Source organism: Corynebacterium pyruviciproducens ATCC BAA-1742 (assembly GCF_000411375.1).
Lineage (GTDB): Bacteria > Actinomycetota > Actinomycetes > Mycobacteriales > Mycobacteriaceae > Corynebacterium > Corynebacterium pyruviciproducens.
The window spans coordinates 73,351-94,427 of record NZ_KE150448.1; the positions used below are offsets into that span (position 1 = coordinate 73,351).

18 protein-coding genes are annotated in these 21,077 nt (G+C 61.7%); 8 read left to right on the forward strand and 10 right to left on the reverse strand.

All coding sequences use genetic code 11. From position 1 onward, the window contains the following. Window positions 1-45: 45 nt before the first annotated feature. The 6 genes from HMPREF1219_RS09850 to HMPREF1219_RS09875 form a co-directional block, all read right to left on the reverse strand. Window positions 46-3,606, reverse strand: a complete 3,561-nt coding sequence (locus HMPREF1219_RS09850) for an ATP-dependent helicase (protein ID WP_016458784.1) — start codon at window positions 3,604-3,606, stop codon at window positions 46-48. Beyond that, window positions 3,590-6,694: an ATP-dependent DNA helicase gene (locus tag HMPREF1219_RS09855; RefSeq protein ID WP_016458785.1), complete on the reverse strand. Its 3,105-nt coding sequence runs from the start codon at window positions 6,692-6,694 to the stop codon at window positions 3,590-3,592. The genes HMPREF1219_RS09850 and HMPREF1219_RS09855 overlap by 17 nt, the downstream gene beginning before the upstream one ends. 13 nt (window positions 6,695-6,707) lie before the next feature. Then, the gene (locus tag HMPREF1219_RS09860; protein WP_016458786.1) at window positions 6,708-7,589 is read right to left on the reverse strand and encodes a TIGR02569 family protein; all 882 of its coding nucleotides are present in this window, start codon (window positions 7,587-7,589) and stop codon (window positions 6,708-6,710) included. Further along, window positions 7,579-8,787 (reverse strand): ThiF family adenylyltransferase, encoded by a 1,209-nt coding sequence (locus HMPREF1219_RS09865; RefSeq protein WP_040427738.1) that lies wholly within the window; start codon window positions 8,785-8,787, stop codon window positions 7,579-7,581. The genes HMPREF1219_RS09860 and HMPREF1219_RS09865 overlap by 11 nt, the downstream gene beginning before the upstream one ends. Before the next feature lie 26 nt (window positions 8,788-8,813). After that, a complete protein-coding gene (locus tag HMPREF1219_RS09870) occupies window positions 8,814-9,689 on the reverse strand; it encodes a DUF3152 domain-containing protein (RefSeq protein WP_016458788.1) in 876 nt (291 codons plus the stop codon). Between the two features lie 131 nt (window positions 9,690-9,820). After that, on the reverse strand, window positions 9,821-10,045 hold the full coding sequence (locus tag HMPREF1219_RS09875) for a DUF3107 domain-containing protein (RefSeq protein WP_016458789.1): 225 nt from the start codon (window positions 10,043-10,045) through the stop codon (window positions 9,821-9,823). Between the two features lie 340 nt (window positions 10,046-10,385). Between HMPREF1219_RS09875 and HMPREF1219_RS09880 the strand changes: the two genes are divergently transcribed. Beyond that, the gene (locus HMPREF1219_RS09880; RefSeq protein ID WP_016458790.1) at window positions 10,386-11,744 is read left to right on the forward strand and encodes a DEAD/DEAH box helicase; all 1,359 of its coding nucleotides are present in this window, start codon (window positions 10,386-10,388) and stop codon (window positions 11,742-11,744) included. Window positions 11,745-11,782: 38 nt separating this feature from the next. Next, entirely contained in the window at window positions 11,783-13,000 is a 1,218-nt protein-coding gene (locus HMPREF1219_RS09885) for an Rv3212 family protein (protein ID WP_016458791.1), read from the forward strand. Here HMPREF1219_RS09885 and HMPREF1219_RS09890 read toward each other — a convergent pair. Next, a complete protein-coding gene (locus HMPREF1219_RS09890; protein ID WP_016458792.1) occupies window positions 12,994-13,464 on the reverse strand; it encodes a hypothetical protein in 471 nt (156 codons plus the stop codon). The genes HMPREF1219_RS09885 and HMPREF1219_RS09890 overlap by 7 nt on opposite strands. 186 nt (window positions 13,465-13,650) lie before the next feature. Here HMPREF1219_RS09890 and HMPREF1219_RS09895 point away from each other — a divergent pair, with 186 nt between their 5' ends. From HMPREF1219_RS09895 to HMPREF1219_RS13445, 3 genes are all read left to right on the forward strand, one after another. After that, window positions 13,651-14,670 carry a diacylglycerol/lipid kinase family protein gene (locus HMPREF1219_RS09895; protein ID WP_016458793.1) on the forward strand — a complete coding sequence of 340 codons (1,020 nt, stop codon included), beginning with the start codon at window positions 13,651-13,653 and terminating at the stop codon, window positions 14,668-14,670. A 631-nt stretch (window positions 14,671-15,301) separates the two neighbouring features. Next, complete coding sequence (locus HMPREF1219_RS09900) at window positions 15,302-15,559, forward strand: WhiB family transcriptional regulator (RefSeq protein ID WP_016458794.1); 258 nt, start codon at window positions 15,302-15,304, stop codon at window positions 15,557-15,559. A 129-nt stretch (window positions 15,560-15,688) separates the two neighbouring features. Then, complete coding sequence (locus HMPREF1219_RS13445; protein ID WP_145493031.1) at window positions 15,689-15,763, forward strand: 50S ribosomal protein bL37; 75 nt, start codon at window positions 15,689-15,691, stop codon at window positions 15,761-15,763. A gap of 337 nt (window positions 15,764-16,100) precedes the next feature. Here HMPREF1219_RS13445 and rsrA read toward each other — a convergent pair whose 3' ends face one another. Together rsrA and HMPREF1219_RS09910 are read right to left on the reverse strand one after the other, a co-directional pair. Continuing rightward, window positions 16,101-16,415 (reverse strand): mycothiol system anti-sigma-R factor, encoded by a 315-nt coding sequence (rsrA, locus tag HMPREF1219_RS09905; RefSeq protein ID WP_016458795.1) that lies wholly within the window; start codon window positions 16,413-16,415, stop codon window positions 16,101-16,103. Further along, window positions 16,415-17,017 carry a sigma-70 family RNA polymerase sigma factor gene (locus HMPREF1219_RS09910; RefSeq protein WP_016458796.1) on the reverse strand — a complete coding sequence of 201 codons (603 nt, stop codon included), beginning with the start codon at window positions 17,015-17,017 and terminating at the stop codon, window positions 16,415-16,417. Before HMPREF1219_RS09910 ends, rsrA begins: the two co-directional genes overlap by 1 nt. 83 nt (window positions 17,018-17,100) lie before the next feature. Here HMPREF1219_RS09910 and HMPREF1219_RS09915 point away from each other — a divergent pair, with 83 nt between their 5' ends. Then, entirely contained in the window at window positions 17,101-17,583 is a 483-nt protein-coding gene (locus tag HMPREF1219_RS09915; RefSeq protein WP_016458797.1) for an aminoacyl-tRNA deacylase, read from the forward strand. Window positions 17,584-17,613: 30 nt separating this feature from the next. On the opposite strand, the gene HMPREF1219_RS09920 is transcribed toward HMPREF1219_RS09915, so the two are convergent. Further along, window positions 17,614-18,393: an SOS response-associated peptidase gene (locus tag HMPREF1219_RS09920; RefSeq protein ID WP_016458798.1), complete on the reverse strand. Its 780-nt coding sequence runs from the start codon at window positions 18,391-18,393 to the stop codon at window positions 17,614-17,616. A gap of 13 nt (window positions 18,394-18,406) precedes the next feature. Between HMPREF1219_RS09920 and aroA the strand changes: the two genes are divergently transcribed. Next, on the forward strand, window positions 18,407-19,684 hold the full coding sequence (aroA, locus tag HMPREF1219_RS09925; protein WP_016458799.1) for a 3-phosphoshikimate 1-carboxyvinyltransferase: 1,278 nt from the start codon (window positions 18,407-18,409) through the stop codon (window positions 19,682-19,684). Then, window positions 19,674-20,675 (forward strand): ribosome small subunit-dependent GTPase A, encoded by a 1,002-nt coding sequence (gene rsgA, locus HMPREF1219_RS09930; protein ID WP_040427740.1) that lies wholly within the window; start codon window positions 19,674-19,676, stop codon window positions 20,673-20,675. Before aroA ends, rsgA begins: the two co-directional genes overlap by 11 nt. The last annotated feature ends 402 nt before the right edge of the window (window positions 20,676-21,077 follow it).

A 21,077-nucleotide genomic window follows, 5' to 3' on the forward strand; every position in this document is an offset into this window, starting at 1 on the left:
CACCACCCGGACGGGATTCTGCACGGTGATAGCGGGCATAGCAGGCTACTGCCCTTCCAACTCTATGAGTGAGCGCAGTTCCTCCTTGTCTAGCAGCTTGTCCGGCGCGAGCGTGAATCCTTCCCGCACGTAGAAGAACACGGCCTGCACCTGAGAGGGATCCACGTGGCTTCCCGTCTTTTTGGTTTGAATCTCAGCCCACGCCAGTCGGTATTCCGCAAGCTGCAGGGCCAGTGCCGGCAGTTCGGCCTTTGTGGGCACCTTGCCTGTCTTCCAGTCCACCACGGTCCACGTGCCATCTGGGTTTTCAAAGACGGCATCGATTTTGCCGGTAACCCGCTTGCTGCCGATTCTGTACTCGATAGCCTGCTCCACCGCCACGGGCGTGCGATCGGCCCACTCGCTGGCGAGGAAGTTTTCCTTCAGCATCTCGAGTTCCTCACCGGAGGCATCCTCTTCGCCCATTCCGGGAAGCTGATCCTCGTCAAGGAGAGTTGGGATGGTGAAGCGATCCTCGATCCATTGGTGGAACTTGGTCCCTCGCTTAGCTTGGGAGTTGGGCTTAAATGGCACCGGGCGGACACGGCGACGAGCCAGCTCCTGCGGATTCTTCTTAAGCGCCACGATCTCGGTCGCGGTGAGCCTATCGCCAAGCTCAACGTCGATGACGGGGCGATCAAGGAGCTTCTTTTCCTCGAGCAGCTTACGCGCGGTGGTCTGCCACCGACGCACCTTAGCGTTATCACTCATGGATTGTTCGCCGGAGTCTGGTGCTGCGAGCTGTGTCCCTTTCATCTTTTCCACCAGCTCGGCTGCATGCTCAATTTCTTCCCTGCGATCGCCGAGAAAATCCTGTGGGAATCGCCCTAAGGTAGCATCGCGCTCCACGTACAACTCTTCGAGATCGTCGGTGGGCTCCCACCAGGTGACCACATCGGAGGCGAAATCTTCGGACTGCGCGAGCTCGGCAAACAGCCTGGTGGGCTGGACGACGCTGATATTCCGCGTCGGCTTCGCCTTCTGTTGCTCGTTATCTCCTGCCGGCGGTGCGAAAGTCATCTCCTCATAGGCATCGCGCTTCCTGGAATGAGAGGTCACAATCAACCGGTTGGACGAGCGCGTCACCGCCACGTACAGGAGGCGCGTCGCCTCACGCACTTCCTTCATGCGCAGGAAGCACTTGTACCGCTCCACTGCTTCTTTAAACTTTGTTCCGTTGACAATCTCCAAATCGGGGTCCACGGAAAAACGGGGGGTGGAATCCAGGAATTCGTACCCATAGGCGAAGGACAGATCGTTCTTCCAGTCTTTCGACGGGGTGGCTAGGAGTGGCTCCGGGATATCAACTCCGTCGCCAGCGAGGACCGATGGCAACACTGCTGGAGCCGTGGCCGCTGTGCTGACGGATTCCACAGTGCTGCCATCCCCGTACATCTTCTGGTTTGCACCGATCACCGCGACGGTAGGAAATTCCAAGCCCTTGGCGGCGTGCACCGTCATGATGTCCACGCTGTTGGGGGAAACGGTCTGCTCCCCTTGATCCATGCTCCTGTCTTGTTCTTCCGCCTCCAGGTAATCGAGGAAGCCGTTCAGCGTGGCACCGTCGATCGCGGAGAAATTCGCCACATAGCTGTGGAACGTGTCCAGATGGGAGGTCCCGGGCACTCCGAGAACCCGCGGGTTCTCCCGGGCGAGCACCTCCGTGCGGATACCAAAGACATTCTCGATGTCTTGGAAAATGTCTTGCAGCCCGTTGGTGAGGCTGTTTCCACGAAGCCACCGGAATTGTGCTGAAAGTTTCAGCAGCCGCTCATACCCTGCAGGTGTGTACTGCTCCTTATCACCGAGGTCGGCCAACGCGTCACCTAGCGCCACGCTGTCTTCTTCCAGCGCGGATGCCACTTCTTCCCGCAGGTGCGTAAGAACCGGGGAATCTTCGTCATGGCTGTCGCCGTCGTCTGCTGTTGTTTCCCTCTGCAGCGAGTTGAGCCGACGTGCTCTGGAGGATAGGGCCTTGAGATCAGCAAACCCGAGTTTAACCAGCGGTCCGGTGAGGATTCTCAGCAGCGCCGTCGTGTCATCGGGGCGGGCGAGGGCACGCGCGATGGAAACCAAGTCCACAATCTCTGGCATTTCCAGCAAGCCGGTGAGAGAGTGCACATGGTAGGGAACCTTGTAGCGCTCGAGCGCCTTGGCGGCCTCTTTCACCTGGCTGTGCTGGCGCACGAGGATCGCAGCGCCAAAAGGTTCCGTGTCTTTGCGCCGCGTCGCCCCTGGTAGACCGCTTTCCCCGGAGTCTTGCTTAGCCAGAGTTTCCACGTAGGCATCAAGCGCCTCGTCGCTCACCCCGTAGTACTCCATGGCAAGTTGACGCGCGACATAGTCGGCCTCGTTTTCTTCCAGCTCAAAGTTGGCAAAGCTCACCTCCCCGCAGGAGGCTCCTTCGCGTGGCTGCAGCTCGGCCACGGCGCGCTCGCCAGACGAATACTCGCCCCCAGCGTCAAGGATGGCGCCGGAAATCGAGTTCGCCACGGTGAGTACATCTGCCGGATTCCTAAAACTTGTTGTCAGCTCGAGTTTCTTTGCCTCCTGAGGGAGTTGACTGGTGGCTTCATCCCCGGGGGTGTGGGGGAAGTCGGTGACAAAGTTCGCGAGGTTCGAGGGACTTGCCCCGCGCCAGCCGTAAATGGCCTGCATCGGGTCCCCCACTGCGGTCACTGCCAGGCCAGGCTCACCCGTGCCAAACAAGGCCCGCAGCAAGATCCTCTGGGAGTGCGACGTGTCTTGGTACTCGTCGAGCATGATGACCCGGAACCTGCTTCGTTCGCCCGCTCCTACGGCGGGCTCGTTCACGGCAAGTCGCGCGGCCGCCGACATGGTGTGCGAAAAAGTTGTGAGGCGGTTCTCTTTGAGGTAGTCGTTGAAGCGCTGCACCAGCTTGAGCAAGGTCTCCCTGGTGTGCTGCGTATTCACAAACTTTTTCGTATCGTTGGTTTGCTTTGCTAGCCCGTCAACGAGCCGGATGTTCTCTTCGCTGGCCTCGATGACATCATCCACCGTCAGCATGTTGGATTCGATGTTGGACACCAGGGTCACGATGTGCTTGGCCACCGTCGCGGTTGATTTGGTGGCCGTGTCATCCGGGAACGAGCCGTGGTAGTTTTCCGCAATCTTCGTGGCTATTTGCATCATCTCCGCGTAGGAGATGATGCGGGCACCCGGTTCCGTGGGAAGCAGCAGCCCGTACTCCCGGACGAGGTTTTGCGCGTACGCATCGTAGGTGTACACCGACGCGTCGAGATTATCCTCCGCGCGAACCTCTTGCCCAGAGACTTTCTGGTGCAGATCAAACAGGGAGCCGCGAATCTTCTGCTTCAGGTTCTGAGCGGCCTTGCGGGTAAAGGTGAGCCCCAGCACCTGCTCGGGCCTGACAAGTCCGTTTGCAACGAGCCACACCACGCGGTCGGCCATGGTTTTGGTTTTCCCAGCTCCTGCGCCGGCGACTACGAGCAGGTTGTGGAGCGGATATTCGATGACCGCCTCCTGCTGGGGAGTCGGTGCAAACGCGCCGAGTTCTTCTGCAAGCTGTTTAGCTGTGTACTTCATTGATGGAGCGTCCTTCGTCAGTGGTGGGGCAGATCTTCCTAAAATCGCAGGAACTGCAGTTCTTGGTGGGGAAACCGGGCACGGTGGAATCTGAGGTGTGTTCCACCAATTCCCGCAGATGGGCGAGAAGGATCTCGGCGTTGTCCGCAGTGAGGGGGTCCTGTTTGAGAGGAGATGATCTACGCGGGTAGACAAGTTCCGCCCCTCCGGCGGTGAGCGTAGATTCGGGGGATTCGGAGGTGACAAAGCTGAGTGGGTCTTCCACCAACGTCGCGTTGTTAATCCCGAGCTGGTATACGGCGAGTTGGGGATGAGATTTCGCCGCTTCTTTGGTGGGCGTGGTGGTCCCGGTTTTGAGGTCGTACACCTTGTATCGGCCCTCGGAATCCTGTTGCACGCGGTCGAGTCGTCCCTTCACCTGGATCGGTCCGCCGTCGGGCATCGTGCCTACGGTCACGCGCATCGGTATCTCCACACCGACGAGGGTGCCTGCGGCAGCACTCATCTTGGTGATCGTCTTCTCCATGAGTTCGACGAATTCCGCCTCGTCCGCTTCCTCTTGCCACGGGGCGACGGTGCGTGATTCGAGGTAGGCCTCCAGCACGATGTCCTTGGCCTTTTCAATGGCATCCGCGTCGCCGTGGAGGAGGGCAGCCGCCTCGGCGAGCGCGTGAAGGAGGGTGCCGTTGCGAAGGTAGCTCGTCTGCTCCGTTGGGGTGCACGAGTTCAGCACCATCTTGAGCGGACACTTCAGGCCTGCCTCCACCTGGCTGGGGCTGAGCACGGCGGCTTCCCCGGGCGTGCGCAGCGGCGTGAGATCGGTCGGAGCATTAAGCCCCCACCAATGCGCGGGGTCCGCCTCCACAAAACCGGCCTCGGCGAGCACCGCTAACAAACGTGCCGCCTCGTTGCGCTCTTCCTCGTCGCGGGCCTCGCCCGTCACGGCACGCCTTAGCTCAGCGATGAACGGCCGCATGGACATGACCGGGAGCTCATCCGTCTCACTGATCGTGGAGATTGTGAAGGTGGGATCGTCCTCCAGCTGTTCCACAAACCGTGAGGGCTTGGGTAGTGGCGAATCTTCCTCTAAGGGCTTGACGGCCGCGATGACCAGGCGCCTGGTGGCGCGGGTGAGCATGAGCGTGAAGAGTCGTTGCTCCTCATGAAGGCGCTCGCGCAGCCGGTCGATGTACGCAGCGGGATCCACGTTGTCGTCCACCAGATCGACAAATTGCTCCTGGTCAAAAATGGTTCCCGTGAGCCCGAGGGAGGGCCACGAGTCATCGTCAGCGCCCGCGATAATCGCCGTGTCCCACTCACCGTCTATCGCGCCGTGGGCTGTGAGCAGAGACACCGCCTTAGGCTTCACCACCTGCCGCTCGCGGACAGCAGAGGGGAGGTCTTGGGAAGCAAGGTGCTCGATAAAACCCTCGAGGGACGGCTGCTCAACACGCTCGACAAAGTCACCGGCGAGGTCAAAGAGCTCCATCATGGAGTTGAGGTCACGGTCGGCCTGTGCTCCCGCGGTGCCTCCTCGCAGGGCCGAGTACAGCTTGGAGTTGGACAGGCCGGTGGCATCCCAGACCGCCCACAGCACAAGCTCCAGCCCTTCTCCCCTATTCACGGCGTCTTGGCCTGCCGCGATCACCCCGCGCAGGCGCTGTAGCACCTCGTCGCCTTGCTCTCCGATGTGGGCTTCCGGAGGAACGTCCACTGTTCCGCGAACGATCGGTCCGAGTTCCCCTAGCCTGCGCTGTAGCCTGCGCACGATGATCGGATCCGCGCCGCCCACGGGGCCAATCGCGAGCTCAAGGATATCCTCCTCGGAACCATTACCCAGAACAATGTCAACGGCCTTAAGCATCGCCTGCACAATGGGCTGGTCCACCAGCACAACATCGGTTGCGTCGATGTGCACGGGAACGTCTGCTGTGGCCAGCGCGCGTTGGAGTGCAGGTATGTGGCCGAGGGACCGGGTGATAACAACCATGTCTTCCCACGGCACTCCGTCTACGAGATGTGCTTCCCGCAGTTCCTTGGCCACCACGGACAGGTTATCGGCCTCTGTTCGGGTGTAAAAGATGCGTTTTTCCTCGGGTTTACGGAAACTCGAGTGTAGAAAGATCTGCGCCTTACCAGCGGTTTCTTCCAGCAAGTCCGGGTTAGCACCGCGGAACGAATACACCAGCGCGTGTGGATTGCCACCGACAACAAAGGTGGGGATGCGTTCCCCGAGGATGGTGACGAGCCGCTGGGAGAGTGGATCGAGGTGTTGGGCGTTATCCACGGCGAGGAACTGCATGGTGGACGTAATTTTGTCCACCAGCGAGGGGTCCGCTTCCAAGGTTCGTACGGCGGTGATGAGCAGCTCTGAAGCGTTGAGGTGATGCATCTGCTGCAGGTTCATTACCGCTGTGTATTCATCCAGGAATTCTCCCGCCGCACTCCACAGCGGTTTTCCTTCCCGCTGCCCGAGCTCCTTGAGGTCGGCGGAGGTTAACCCGCGCTCCCCCGCACGCAGCAGGAAGTCACGCAGTCCGCGGGCGAAACCGACGTAATCCAGCGCTTCAACACGCTCCGGCGGCCAGTAGTCACCGCCGGCCTGCTGGTTGCCTTTGAGTAGTTCGCGGAACACCGCGTCCTGCTCCGCGCCCGTCATGAGCCGTGGCATGGGCGAGTCTGTGGCCATGGCGGCGTAGCGCACGATGGAAAAGGCCAGGGAGTGCACGCTTTGGGCGAGCTTCGATTCCGCCACGTAGGGTGATTCGGCCTCCTCGTCTGCATCATCGCTGATGTCTGAGTTCTGCTTTCCCCCCGTCACGAGCTCGCTCCACAGCGCCTCCTCAAAGGCGAGGGCACTGCGCTTGGAGTAGGTGATGACGAGTAAAGAATCCGGGTCCGCCCCGGCGCGGAGGCGATTGACCACGGCTTCTCGCATGAGGCTGGTGACCCCGGCACCGGATTCTTCACCTGTGATGAGGTAGCTTCCCGGCTCGCCGGCCAGCAGTGGCTCGGCGGACTGGGGCCACTGCCTGTGGATGAGGGGTTTTCTCTTTGGTGGGACTAGCCGCAACTCTGGTGCTCGCATGGCACCAATTATTTCACAGCAGCTCCCTCGCCACCCGCACGATACTCGAACGACTGTTCGACCGCGACAGGGGGTGCAGCGCATGAACGTACAGCCGGTACAGCAGTGCCCGGTACACGAGCTGGGTGATGTTCTCCACTCCGGCGAAACGATCCACTACGTGTACGGTCGTCGCGCCCGCGATGAGAGAATCGACGATCGCCAGAGCCGCCGTATAGCCACGTGGGTGTTTAGCAGGAACGATGTCCGTCACCGTGGGATCGGCACCCCAGCTCAGGATCGTCGTGGCGAACATGTCCGCGTGAGTTACCTGGTCGGGGGCATCGATGGGTGTCAACCTGTCGATGGCCTGGGCCGCCAGGCTAAGGGCTACACGTTGGCTTTCATCCGCCTGTGCCCGCACGTTGAGCCCGGCATCGAGGATCGTTCCCGGTTCTTCGGCCCAGGCGGCGAGATCGGCGAGGTCAAAAAAGTCCGATTCCACACGACACTGGCTCACGTGAGTGGGGAAGAAGTCAGGCACCGGAATCTCCGCCAGAGCATCATCGAGCCGCAAGGCGGCAAGAATGACCTGGTCGGCGCGGTCGGTTAAGGTTCCCGGCGCGAACTCGGTGGCCTTCCACGCAGCCACCACGAGCCGCCCGTCGGAGGCTCGTACCGATTTGGCAATGTTGACGTGCTCGACGTGGAGGTTTTCTCGTACCGCGGCTGACCAGTTGGCGCGCTCCACCTGGGCGACGGGCGCGACGACGATGTTGCCCACCTTGATTCCGTAATCCCAGGCCGGGCCGACGCGGACGGCCGCTTCTTGTTGCGCACGGTCGCCCATGTGGGCCGAGAAAGCGCGTTGGACCACGGTGGGCACGTAGGAAATCGCCGGCTTGTTACCGGGCATACGCCCACCACCTGTTAATTCCGCCTGTCAGGTTGACCAGGTTGGTGAACCCGGCCTGCTGCAGGATTCCGATGGCTTCTTTCGAGCGCACGCCACCGGCGCAGTAGACGGCGAGGGGCGTATCGCGTGGCAGGTCTGCCAGCGCCGGTAGAGAGTCGATCTCTCCCCGTCTCAGCGCACTGAGCGGTGTCTCGAGCGCCTTGGGAAGCTGTCCTCCCGCCCATTCCACCGGCTCGCGTACGTCGACGAGGAGGGCTCCCTTACTTGTGAGGTCCTGATATTCCAGGATGTCACGTTCGTGGACCATGGTGTTTCCTTCGTCTTCCTTCTTCTCGGCGCTACAGGCGGTAGTGGCGCACGTCGTGATCCCCGGTTCGCCTCGTCCATCGCCCGCCGTGGAGGCCTGCCGGTCGAACACTCGCGCGCGGGTCTCGGGCCGCGGCGCGATGTTAAGGTGCTGCAAAGTCGCGGTTTTCCCGTCCCACACTGCAAGTTTTCCGTACAGCGGGTTGCCGATTCCGGTGATCAGCTTGATCGCTTCATTGGCCATCATGGTGCCGACAACGCCTGGCAGGACGCCCAACACTCCGCCCTCCGCGCAGTTTTGCACGGTTCCCGGTGCCGGCGGCTCGGGGAAGATGTCGCGCAGGGTGATTCCGCCGTCGAACACGGACAGTTGGCCCGAGTATCTGTTGATGGAACCCCACACGAGGGGGATGTCTGCCCGTGCACACGCGTCGGCGACAGTGTACCGGGTGTCGAAGTTGTCGCAGCCGTCTACCACGATGTCATAGCCGGCGATGAGGCCGTCGACGTTGTCCTCGGTGAGTGGGAAGGGGTAGGTTTCCACGCTGACGAGGGGGTTGAGCTTGCCGACGAACTCCCGTGCCGATGCGGTCTTCTTCTGTCCCCTGTTCTCACCGTTGTGGATCACCTGGCGTTGCAGGTTCGTGGTTTCAACGACATCAAAATCAATCACTCCGAGGGTGCCAACACCCGCAGCCGCCAGGTACTGAATCACGGGGGCCCCGAGCCCGCCGGCACCGATGCTCAGCACGCGGGCGCCGTAGAGCTGCCTTTGGCCCTCCAACCCAAATCCTGGCAGCGCGTAGTGTCGCGCGTACCGTTCACCGGCGCCAACGGGTAGGTCTCGTGGTGCGACGGGTACACGGTGCGAATGGAGTGAATGACGTGTCATCGGTGGGTTCTTCACACTTTCTCCCGTTAGGCGTGTGGGAATGGCCACGGGTTATAACGGCATGTCTTGTGATCATCTGGGTACGGCCCCTCCGGCGTGATGGAAAACAGCTCCGAGTTATTGAGGCTCAAGGTCTGCTGCATCATGATGGGTGCCAGTTCCCCGTCGGCACCACACGGGGTGTGCTCGGCAAATCCGATCGCGTGGCCGATTTCGTGGTTGAGAACGTACTGCCGGTAGGAGCCGATGTCGCCGGCGAACACGCCTGTGCCGCGCACCCACCGCGATTCGTTGATGAGCACCCTGTTGCCAATGCTGGTGAAGCAGCTCGTTTCCATGCCGATTTCCGCCCCACAGCCCTCGTGGGTGGTGTTGACGCTGGTGAGCTGCACGGTAAAGTCCGGCTCCACATCCTCGCCCACGTGCTCGAAGGCAAACTTAGGATCGTTGATCCAGCTCTTCGGGTTCTTCAGAGTGGCATCCACCATCGCGGCGAATGCCTCGTCACCGCCGTACCCGGCGGTGTTCACACCGTTTTCCACCTGCACAATGTAGGTGAATGTTTTTTCCTCGCCTTGGCCTACGCGTGGCTGTGGTGAGCCCACGGTGCGGAAGGTTTTTTCGCCTTGCATGGTGTAGGCGCCACCGGCGGGAAGTGTGCCACCGGGTAGCGCCGCGATGGCATCCGCGGCGGGATCGGGGGCGGCCATGGTGGGCCCCTCCCCTACCGTGATCACGCCGGAATTCGTAGCGGCGGTGTCGGCCTTCGGGTCAGATACGACAATATCGACAATCACCCAGATGGTTAACACGATGAGGACGGGAATGGCGTAGGCACGCCACCCGAACTGCCTCGCGAACCGAACGAGTATCGACTCGTTCTGGCTATGCCTTTCTGCCATTGACTCGCCACACTCCTCCGCCACGTTTCGTCTGCTTGAGGGCGGGCATCACGATTGCCCGATTCCCATTGGTTACATACTACAAACGGGGCAACCAAACCATGGGAAGGCACCGCCGCGAGAAGAACGACCTAGCTAGCGAATCCCACGGGGCGGTTGTTGCTGGCACCCACCTCGACATAGGAGATGGCAGCCTGGCGGATAATGAACTGACGGCCCTTCTCATCGGTGAACTCGATGGTTGCATCGCCGTTCGCCATCGCATCGCGGAGGCGCTGCTCCACGGAAGACTTGTCCTCGTTGGTAACAAAGCTCAGCTCGCGGGCCGATTCCGTAAACCCAATCTTGATGTTCATCGTCGTGCATCGTCCTTTCCTACTGGAACTCTCGTTCCCGCTCTTCTTAGAAGTTTTTATGCTCTCCCGGCATGGTCCCGTGGCAGCGTGGGCCACTGGGCTACACCTCGAAGATGCGTTCATCACCACCTTAGTGGAAACGCGCCACACCACCGGGCCCTGTTCGCTTACGGCTTACCCGCGCCCTTGCGGGCGCGGGTCAAATGGTGCGCGGGCGAAATGGAGTGCGGGTGAGATGGTGGACGCGGGCGAGATGGTGCGGGTGCAATACGCACCCGCACGCCGTCACGGCCACAGGCGAGATAGTTCATACCAGTAGAAAACGTTAGAATATTGTTTTGTGTCCACTTCAAACCAGAATCCGACGTTTTTAGAGCTCGGCGTAGCGCAGGAGATCGTCTCCGCACTCGCCGAACAGTCCATCGTAGAAGCCTTCGCAATCCAGGCGCTGACTCTGCCCATCGCCCTCGAAGGGCGGGACCTCATCGGCCAGGCCCGCACGGGGATGGGCAAAACCCTCGGATTCGGTGTCCCCGTCCTCGACCGCATTTTTGACGATGCCGATATCGAGGAACTCGACGGGACACCCCGCGCACTCGTCGTGGTCCCAACCCGCGAGCTGTGCGTGCAGGTGGGAGAGGATTTAGAGCAGGCCGCACGGCACCTCCCCATCCGCGTGACCACCATCTACGGCGGGACGCCGTACGAGGACCAGGAGAAAGCCCTGCGGGAGGGAAGCGACCTTGTTGTCGGCACCCCGGGTCGCCTCATCGACTTGTTCAACCGGGGAGAGCTGCGCCTGGACACCGTACGCATCCTCGTCCTGGACGAAGCCGACGAGATGCTCGACCTCGGGTTCCTGCCGGCGATTGAGAAGATCCTCACCGGCGTGACCTCACCGCACCAGACGATGCTCTTCTCCGCAACCATGCCCGATGCCATCCTCGGACTGTCGCGTGGGTTCATGAACAAGCCCGTCCACATCCGCGCCGAGATGACCGGCGAGGCCGAAACCAACGCCACCACGAGGCAGGTGGTGTTCAAGTCGCACCGAATGGACAAGGTTGCCGTCATCGTGCGCATCCTTCAGGCCCGTGGGCGCGGGCGCACCATCATCTTCGTGCGCACCAAGCGATCCGCTGCGGAAGTCGCCCGCGACCTGGCGGGTGCCGGGTTCAAGGTGGCAAGCGTCCACGGCGACATGAGCCAGTCCGCCCGCGAGAGGTCCCTGCAGGGGTTCCGCGACGGGGTTGTGGACATCCTCGTGGCAACTGATGTGGCCGCCCGTGGCATCGACATCGACGATGTCACCCACGTCATCAACTACCAGACACCAGATGACGAGCTCACCTACGTGCACCGCATCGGGCGTACGGGCCGAGCCGGCCACACCGGCACCGCCGTCACCCTCGTCGGATACGACGAGCTGCCCAAGTGGAAGCTCATTAACGACGAACTGGGGCTGGGCAAAGACGAATTGCCCGAGTGGTTCTCCACCTCGCCCGAGCTGTACGAGGCACTGGACATCCCCGAGGGAGCCTCGGACAGCGTTGGCGATTCACGGCCGGTCTTTGGCATGGACCGTGCTGGGGGCCGACGTGGCCACGGTGGCCGTCGCGGTCGCGGTGGCAGGGGCAGTGGCCGGGGAGGACGGTCACGTCAGGGCAGCCGAGGCGGCAACCGCAGGCGCGGCCACTAAGCAACTACCAGCGACCAGACCTAGAAGGGCGTTACAAAGTGGAGAAGAACAAGCTCGCCGTGGTCGCGCTCCTCGCCGCTGGTGCCATCGGCGTGGGCACGGTGTACGCAACATCGCCGGCGCGCCAATCGCACCTGGAAACCACCGGGGTCACGGTCAGCCAAACAGACAGCCTGAAAGCGGTCCCCCCCGCGCTCACTGAGGCGTACAGGATTGAGGACTCCGCCGAACCCGCCCGCTACCAGCCCATTGAGGCCAACGGTGTGGTGCTCGGCACCCGTGGAAACGACAGCGAAGCGACGGTGACCGGCTACGACGCAACCACCGGGGATGAGCTGTGGAGTTACCACCGTGAGCTGCCCCTGTGCATGGTCACCAAGATCGATGGTGCCGCGGTTGCCACGTTCAAGAACAACGCGGGCTGCGGCGATGTTACGTCCATTACACTGGCCGACGGCAAGTATAAGGACACCCGCTCGGCACCCGCCCCCGACGCGGTCGCGCCGGTGGCCTCCAACTCCTACGTGGGCACCGTCGCCCCCGCATCCGTGGAGCTGTGGCGAAACGACCTCGTTCGCACCGTGATTTACGGCGACGTCCCCAACCCCCAGGAGCCGAACTACCAACCACATCCTGAGTGTTCCATCACCTCAGCGTTGACGCGGACCTCACTTCTCGCTTTAACGGAGACGTGCCCTGACGGCAGGACATGGCTTCGCATCCAGGGGTCGAAACCCGAGGATTCCCGGAAGCCGGAGCTCAGTGGAGAAGCCCAGCTTAACCCGGGCAGTGTGGTGGTGGCTATAGGTGAGGAGCAGGCAACCGTCTTGGCGCCCTCAACGGTGCCGGGCAAGCCGAACTATTTCATGGCATTTGGGAAGGACGGAAAGACAAGTGGCTTTTCTGCCACGGACGCTACCGTGCCTGATCACGGCGAGGTCTTCACCCCCGCGGTGGGAGACTTGCCCCACAACATGACCTGGTTTGACGGGGAGAACCTCCACCTATTCCACCCCACCTCCCTGCAGGAGGAGTACACGCTCACGGGAGTGCTCGGAACGGGCGCGGCCATCGGCGAGAAGATTCTTGTCCCGGTCGCCGGCGGGATTGCCGTCTACACCCTTCCGTCTACGCAACCGGAATCAATTATTCCCGTCGACAGGGGTGACTACAGCGGACCTGTCCACCTGCGCATTGCGGGAGGAGCGATCGTCGAAAAGCGAGGAGACGTAACCGTCGGGCTCGTGGGTCAGTAACGCTCCTGGGCCCACCGGAGGGTGCGGGGGTGAAAGCTGAGGATGAGTGTGGCGATGGAGGCACCGGCAAGGATGATGATCCAGGCGACCATGCCCGCGGTGAACGCGTAGTAGGCGCAGCCCAGCAGCAGGAAGTTAATAAAGACGATGAGCCCGCGCCCCCACCGGCCACCGCGGAGAAGGTTAATCCCGGCGGCCAGCAGGCTGCCAAAGAAAATGAGGAACATGATGGCTGTTCCCACCCCCACCAACCCCGCGCGGGTGGCGTTATCGGAGACGATGGAGAAGTCTTCGGCCCCCATCAGCTCCCGGACGATGAGGAAGATACCGTAGCCAACCCCGGCGACGCCCTCTACCAGCGCGATTACGCAGGCCGCCACCAGCGTGGAGGGCAGGCCAAGCTTGGAAAGTGTCCCACCGTCCTGCTCCTCGGGGTGTCCGTTTGCCGTCTTCGCTGTGCTCACTGTGTCTTTCTGCTCACTGCTCACATCCCGAAATCATACCGGGCCGTGTACCGTGCGCGAACACCCCTCGCCTACTGGTGAGCCGAGGGTGCCCCGTGTCTCGCCCCACCTGGCGGCAGCACGGCAGTAGCACTATTGCACATGATTTACCCTGCAAAATGCTATTTTTCCGATACGCTGTGAAGTATGAGGTCACTATTCATCTCCAACCCGCAATCGACATCGCTTAACGATTCCGTCAGCCGCGCAGTGGTTCCGGAGCTACTCAAGGCAACCGACCTCGTCTCGTGCTTCACCCAGTACGCCGGGCACGCCGAGGACATGGTGCGAGGGCTCACGCGCGATGACTACGATGCCGTCATCATCATGGGCGGGGATGGCTCCGTAAACGAGGTGCTCAACGGGCTTCTTGGGACGGATCTGGAGGCGCGACCTAGCCCGGCGGACATCCCCGCGCTCGCCGTCATCCCCTCCGGCTCCGCCAACGTGTTCGCCAGAGCCCTCGGCTACCCCAACTCTCCTGGAGAGGCCGCGAAGAAGCTCGCGGGATTCCTACAGCGTGGCATCACACGCACCGTGTCCGCCGGCTTCGCCGCCAACAGATTCTTCCTTGTCAACGTGGGATTTGGGATGGATGCCGCCGTGATCAAGGCGATGGAAAAACTGCGCGGCAAGGGCATCTCCGCAACCGCGGGGATGTACGGGGTGATCGCCGCCAACGCGTGGCATCGCCTGCGGAAGTTCCCGCCCACCATCCGCATCACCGCGACCGTCGAGGGTGACCGGCCGCGGGAGGTATCCCTGAGCAATATCCCCTTCGTGGTAGTGACCAACACCACCCCGTGGACATACGCGGGCGCGATACCGCTGGTGACCAACCCGGAGCAGACCCTGGAAAAGGCGCTGTCCTTATTCGCCCTCCAGGATATTTCCGGCCTGCGTGGCCTCGGTGCCGTCATGCACGCGGTGGGTGCCGGGCGGCGCCTGCTCAACTCCTTCGACTTCACCGCCCGCCAGGTCCACCTCGACGATGTCACCCGGATCCATTTCGCCAGCGACGACGCGTTGCCCGCGCAGGTGGACGGCGAATCCGTCGAAGAGACGCGACACATGACAATCACGAGCATCCCACGCTGTATTGAGGTTGTGGCACACCCGGACGATACGTACGAGGACATCATCGGCGACGCGCTCAACATCCGGTAGGCGGCGCGTTAAACGACGCTCCGCAACCCCGAAACCAAGAAACTCCTGAGAATTGGCTAAATTTTTTGTTTCCTGGTGAAAATTGCCACTGTTCGAGAATATTTCGCCCCGTTTCGGGGGTGAGAACACCTCCGGCAGGCATTGAATAAGGGTGCCCTAACTACTTCAACCGGGATTCGACCACCTGGGCTTTTACCTGGCAAAAATCGTGGCAACCTTCGATTGAGTAGGTTTGTTAGTTAAGCAACCGTAAAGCACCCTTACCCGCGCTATGCTGGGATTTTAACGTCGAGTTAAGATTGCCGTAGTGGGGATTTTATGTGAATTGCGTCACATTTTGCAAATAACCCTAGCTTTCTTCCCCAACTCGTGACAAGATAGCCGAGTAACGCAAAGCAGCGGATGTCAATTCGTTGCGAGATCTGGACACCAGATTGTGCACGAGCGGACGGCATCTCCCTCCATGTGGGGTGGTGGAACGCCAGATGAACCGCTCGACGCTGAGAACACGGTTGATGTTTTCCTCCCTTCATAGGGAGCTTTCAGTGTGCCTGGAAACAACTGGATATAGCTGACAAAACAGGTATCTGGTGAACAGAGACTTACGTAAAACCACAAAGGAGAAATGATTATGGATTGGCGCCACCAGGCAGTGTGCCGCGACGAGGACCCGGAGCTCTTCTTCCCGGTAGGTAACTCCGGCCCGGCTCTTGCTCAGATTGCTAAGGCAAAGGTTGTGTGCAACCGCTGCCCCGTGACCTCCCAGTGCCTCAAGTGGGCCCTGGAGACCGGCCAGGATGCCGGCGTGTGGGGCGGCATGAGCGAGGAGGAGCGTCGTGCTCTCCGGCGCCGCAAGAACCGCGGCCGTCGTCGCGTTGCCACCGTCTAACAGGTAGCTCATTTTGGGGTAACTCAAGCCGTCCACTAGAGTAGGCAAGAGTTTGACCCCGTAGTGACGAGCACTGGCTCCCAACACGGGCATAGTAAATAATTCACCTACTCTACAAAGGAGACCACCATGAGCAAGCGTGGACGCAAGCGTCGCGATCGCCGCAAGAAGGGCGCAAACCACGGAAAGCGGCCAAACGCCTAACAACCGTAAAAGTGGGGCACCAGCATTGACGCTGGTGCCCTCTTTTTTATCCGCTCCGAGCGGACAGAAACGGGGGGTTAAACAACAAAGACGGTGACGGTTTAGAGAGTAAGGCAGATAGAGGAGCAACTAAGTGCGCCTGGATTTGGGGAGTTTAGGCTGGTAGCGCTGTGTACAACACGCGAGCCTAGGTGGTAAACCCTACGTACGCTTGCTCCTCAGCCCTCGAACCCAGTGTCCCCCAACGCGGTGCGCACCTACCCCTCCCATGGGTGCGTGGCACACGGGAGGTGGCATGAAGGAGTTTCCCCCCTGCTCAACGCCGGCACGGGTGCTTCTACTCCGAGATCGTCCAGCTCACATGGATGGATGTGACGATGCGCTGGCGTAGCGCAGTGGGAGCGGACTCGTGGCAGCAGGACCGCAGGAGGTGTCGCACCTCTTTTTCAATGCCGAGGATTCTGAAGCACTCGGGGCACGCTTCCAGCTGGTGCTCGAGGAGGAGGCGTTTTTCCTCTGAACACTGCTGGTCCAGCACCTCAGCCAGGAGCGCGTAGGAGTCCTCACAAGAACAGTGAGAGGTGCCCGCCTGATGAGAGTGATCAACACAGCCGCACGGGAGTTCGTTGCCGTGGATGTTCTCCGACGCCATTACTTCTTCGCCTTCCCTGTCGAGATTCCCTGTTCCTTTGCTACTTCCTTTAACGCCTCGCGGAGCTGTTTTCTTCCACGGTGCAGCCGAGACATCACCGTGCCGATGGGCGTTCCCATAATCTCGGCGATCTCCTTGTAGGCCAGTCCCTCCACGTCGGCGTAGTACACCACCATGCGGTTATCCTCGCTCAGCTCGTTGAGAGCATCCGTGATCTTGGTGTTTGGCATCCGCTTGAGGGCCTCCACCTCCGCCGACTGGAGGCCGGTGGCATCGTGCTGCGAGGTGGACAGCAGCTGGTAATCCGTCACGTCGTCGGCGCTGGTTTCCAGGGGGCGCCGCTGCTGCTTGCGGTACGAGTTGATGTAGCTGTTGGTCATGATCCGGTACAGCCACGCCTTGAGGTTGGTGCCCGGTTTGAAGGAGTGGAAGTTCTTAAACGCTTTCATGTAGGTTTCTTGCACCAGATCCTCAGCGTCTGTGGGATTTCGGGTGAGCCGCAGCGCACCGCCGTATAACTGGTCAAGCAACGGGACCGCCTCCTGCTCAAAGCGCTCTTCCAGCGCCTTCTTGTCCGTTGGGTCTGTTCTCGTCGTTGCCACGTTACGTGTTTCTGCCTTTCTTGCCGTTAGTTGGCGCGGGGCCGTCTTTTACCAATTGTAGAGATGTGGAAAAATGGGGGTCCATGGCAGGCCATAAACCAGCGACAAAAGCTTTGGAAGTACTTGAACAAGCAAAGGTAGAGTTCGCTCAGCACTCTTTTCCTTCGGGCCAGGACCACTTTGGGGATAACGCGGCGGCCCACCTCACTCACTTGGAGCCGGACCAGATTATGAAGACTCTCGTGGTCGCCTCCGGCAAGGACCTCGCCATCGCCGTGTTGCCAGTCTCATACCACCTGAGCCTCAAGAAAGTGGCCAAGGCGTGGGGCGTGAAGTCGGCGGAGATGGCCGACCCGCACAAGGCGCAGCTGGCCACGGGCTATATCCCCGGTGGCATCACCGCTCTGGGGACCAAGAAGCCGCTGACTGTGTTCCTCGACGAGTCCGCCACCCTGTGGCCCACCATCGCTGTGTCCGGTGGTCGCCGTGGGCTCGACGTGGAGCTCTCCCCCGACGATTACGTCATAGTCACCGGTGCCACCGTCGTCGATGTCCTGGCCGAGTAGCCCCGCTCGCCTGCGGTTTTTCCCTCGCTGTTAGAGGAGCTTATCGACGGGCCGGAGCAGGTCCGCCGAATCATTACGGACGTTACCCACACGCGAGTCGACCTCCGTGGTGACAAAGCGTCCGCGCAGCTCGTCCGGGGTGGGATGAAGCAGTTCCTTAGCGTCGTCGGCGTCACCCACAAGCCACTGCTCCACCTCGTCGCGGGTGAGGAAGCGTGGCATCCGATCGTGGAGCCAGTCGATGGGGGCAAGTGAATCAGTCGTAATAATCGTGGCGGAGAGTTGGTCCAGGCCGAACGAGTACAGGCCGGCCGCCCACATAAGCGGCGAGTTTCCTGCAACCACTCCGCCGGCTGAATCCTCGCCGTTTGCATCACCCTCGGCGGGCAGGTGCACAAAGTAGGGGGTCTTGGTTTTGCCCTGCGTGTGCCACTCGTAGTAGCCATCCATGGGGATGATGCACCGCGTTTTCTTAAACGCATCCCTAAAACTCGCCTTTTCGGCCACGGTCTCCGCGCGCGCGTTAAAAAGCGTCGGCCCTTTCTCGTCCTTCTTCCAGTGCGGAAACAGCCCCCACCGTGCGGGCTCGAGGATCCCTACCCCGATCCCGGTCGTCTGACCGGCCCCTTCCTTCACCCCGGTCCCGGTCGTCTGACCGGGCCGCACGATGGCGATCTTTTGGGTTGGGGCGATGTTGTAGCGCTCGCTCGGGGTGCCGTGCGGGGCGAGGAGCTCACCGTACGGCGCGATGTCTGCCGCGGCGTGCAGCAGTGGGTCGGAGGTAGTGAAAAGCACGAATCGTCCACACATACGTCTAAGATTAGTGGCTGTGAGCACTTCTTGGTCTGCCCCGTATCATCCAGGCCCCGTCGACGGCACCGTCACCGTCCCGGGGTCTAAATCCATGACAAACCGCGCCCTCGTGATCGCCGCCGGTGCAACAAGCCCCTCGGTCATCCACGGCGCGCTTGCCTCCCGCGACAGCGAACTCATGGAAGGGGCACTGCGCGTCCTCGGCACACGGGTGGATGTCGACGGGTCGACCATCACTGTCACCCCCGGACCCGTCACCGCCGGCATCATCGACTGTGGCCTGGCAGGCACCGTCATGCGGTTCGTCCCGCCCGTCGCCGCTCTTGGGGCTTCCCCCACGCTTGTCGACGGCGACGTCGCTGCCCGTCGCCGCCCCATGGCCACCATGGCCGAGGCCCTCACACAGTTAGGGGCGCGCGTGGAGGGCGACACGCTCCCCATGACCATCACGGGCCCCATCCTTGGGGGCGAAGCCCGCATCGACGCGTCCGCCTCCTCCCAGTTCGTCTCCGGGCTGCTTCTCACTGGTGCCCGTTTCCCCGAGGGTGTCACCGTCACACACGTGGGCGAGCGCGTCCCCTCGCTCCCCCACATCGAGATGACGCTGGCGATGCTCAAGCAGTGGGGGGTGGAGTCGAGCTCCACGCGTGACGAGGAAGCCGGAAACTTCTCGTGGGCGGTGGGGCACCAGGACTACCCCGGTACGGAGGTCGCCATCGAACCCGATCTGTCCAACGCGGCGGCGTTCCTCGCGGCGGCTGCCGTCACCGGCGGGAGGGTGAGCGTGCCCCATTGGCCGAGCGCCACCACCCAACCCGGAGACGAGATTCGCCACATTTTTGACGCCATGGGCTGCACCCACGAGCTTGCCCACGGCACGTTGACGGTGACGGGGCCCGAAGGCGGTGCCCTCCACGGCATTGACATCGACATGTCCGCCGTGGGTGAACTCACCCCCACCGTCGCCGCTGTGTGCGCACTGGCGGGTTCGCCGTCGCGGCTGACGGGCGTTGCCCACCTGAGGGGGCATGAAACGGATCGTCTCCAGGCACTCACCACGGAGCTCACCAACGTGGGCTGCGGGTGCGAGGAGCTCGCCGATGGGCTCGCCATCACCCCCGCCCCCATGACCGGTGGAGTGTGGCGTTCCTACGAGGATCATCGCATGGCCACCGCCGGTGCGATCATCGGGCTGCGGGTGCCGGGAGTGTACGTGGAGAATATTGAAACAACTGCGAAGACGCTTCCCGGCTTCGCACGCATGTGGGAGGCGCTCCTTGGCGCGTAGAAGCTATTCCAGCTATGACGAATCGGATGTGAAGATCCGCCCAGGCAAGGGTTCGAGGCCGCGAACAAAAAATCGGCCGAGCCACAAAGATGCCAAGTTCGGCACCGTCATTTCCAAAGACAGGGGCCGCTGGGGCGTGGTACTCGAGGGGCAGGACTGCCCCGTCACCGCGATGCGCGCACGGGAACTCGGGCGCACCGCCATCGTCGTGGGCGACCGAGTGGGACTCGTGGGGGATACAAGCGGGAAGAAGGACACGCTGGCGCGCATCGTCAAGCTTGAGGAGCGCACCTCTGTACTGCGACGCACCGCCGATGACACGGACCCGTATGAACGCATCGTGGTGGCCAACGCAGACCAGCTGCTCATCGTTACCGCCGTTGCCGATCCGCCACCGCGTGCGGGCTTTGTAGCCCGCGCGCTCATCGCCGCCTTCGTGGGCAACATCACCCCGATCCTGTGCCTGACCAAATCGGACCTCGCGGATCCGACCCCGTTTGCCGAGGAGTTCGCAGATCTCCACGTGCGTGTCATTCTCGCCGGAGTAGATGACAGTCTCGATGCCGTGCGCGACGTAGTGACCGGCCACACGACGGCGCTCATCGGCCACAGTGGAGTGGGTAAATCGACGCTGGTTAATCGCCTGGTGCCCGAGGCAGACCGGGTCACCGGCGAGGTGAGCGCCGTGGGCAAGGGCCGCCACACCTCGACGCAGTCGGTGGCGCTCCCCCTGCCTGAGGGCGGGTGGATCATCGATACGCCCGGCATCCGTTCTTTCGGCCTCGCTCATGTCGATGCAGACACCGTGGTGCACGTCTTTCCGGATCTTGCGCAGGCGGCCGAGAACTGCCCGCGTGGTTGCACCCACATGGGCCCGCCCGCCGATCCGGAGTGCGCCCTGGACACCCTCGAGGGGGCTTCGGGCAGGCGCGTTGCCGCCGTGCGCACGCTGCTCGAGGCGCTGCGCAGCAACGTCGATTGGGAGATGTAGCCTCCCCGTGCTCGCGGCTGGAGGCCACACTCTTCGGTTACGCCAGCCCGGCTGGGCTGTAGGCGACGCTTGCCCTTTCACCGCGGCCTACTGCTCACTCCACCCCGCCCGCCACGCCAGAAAGGTGGCTTCTGCATGCCTTTTTCCGAGATTCTCACCACCACAATTGGGCGATTCTTTTTAATCACCACTCTCCGCCCCATCGCGCTCCGTTTTCATTAAGGCCCCACGGCCGGGCTTCTCCCCACCCACCACTAGTGAAATTCAGTACCACTAAGCAGGCCGTTTTCCCTCTTACCCCCATCGAGGGGGATGCTTAATGAAAATGTACTCGACTAACTAACTTAGGACACCCTACACTATTCGGTGCGTTGAACTTTTTTCTTCGCCATTGTCAACCAC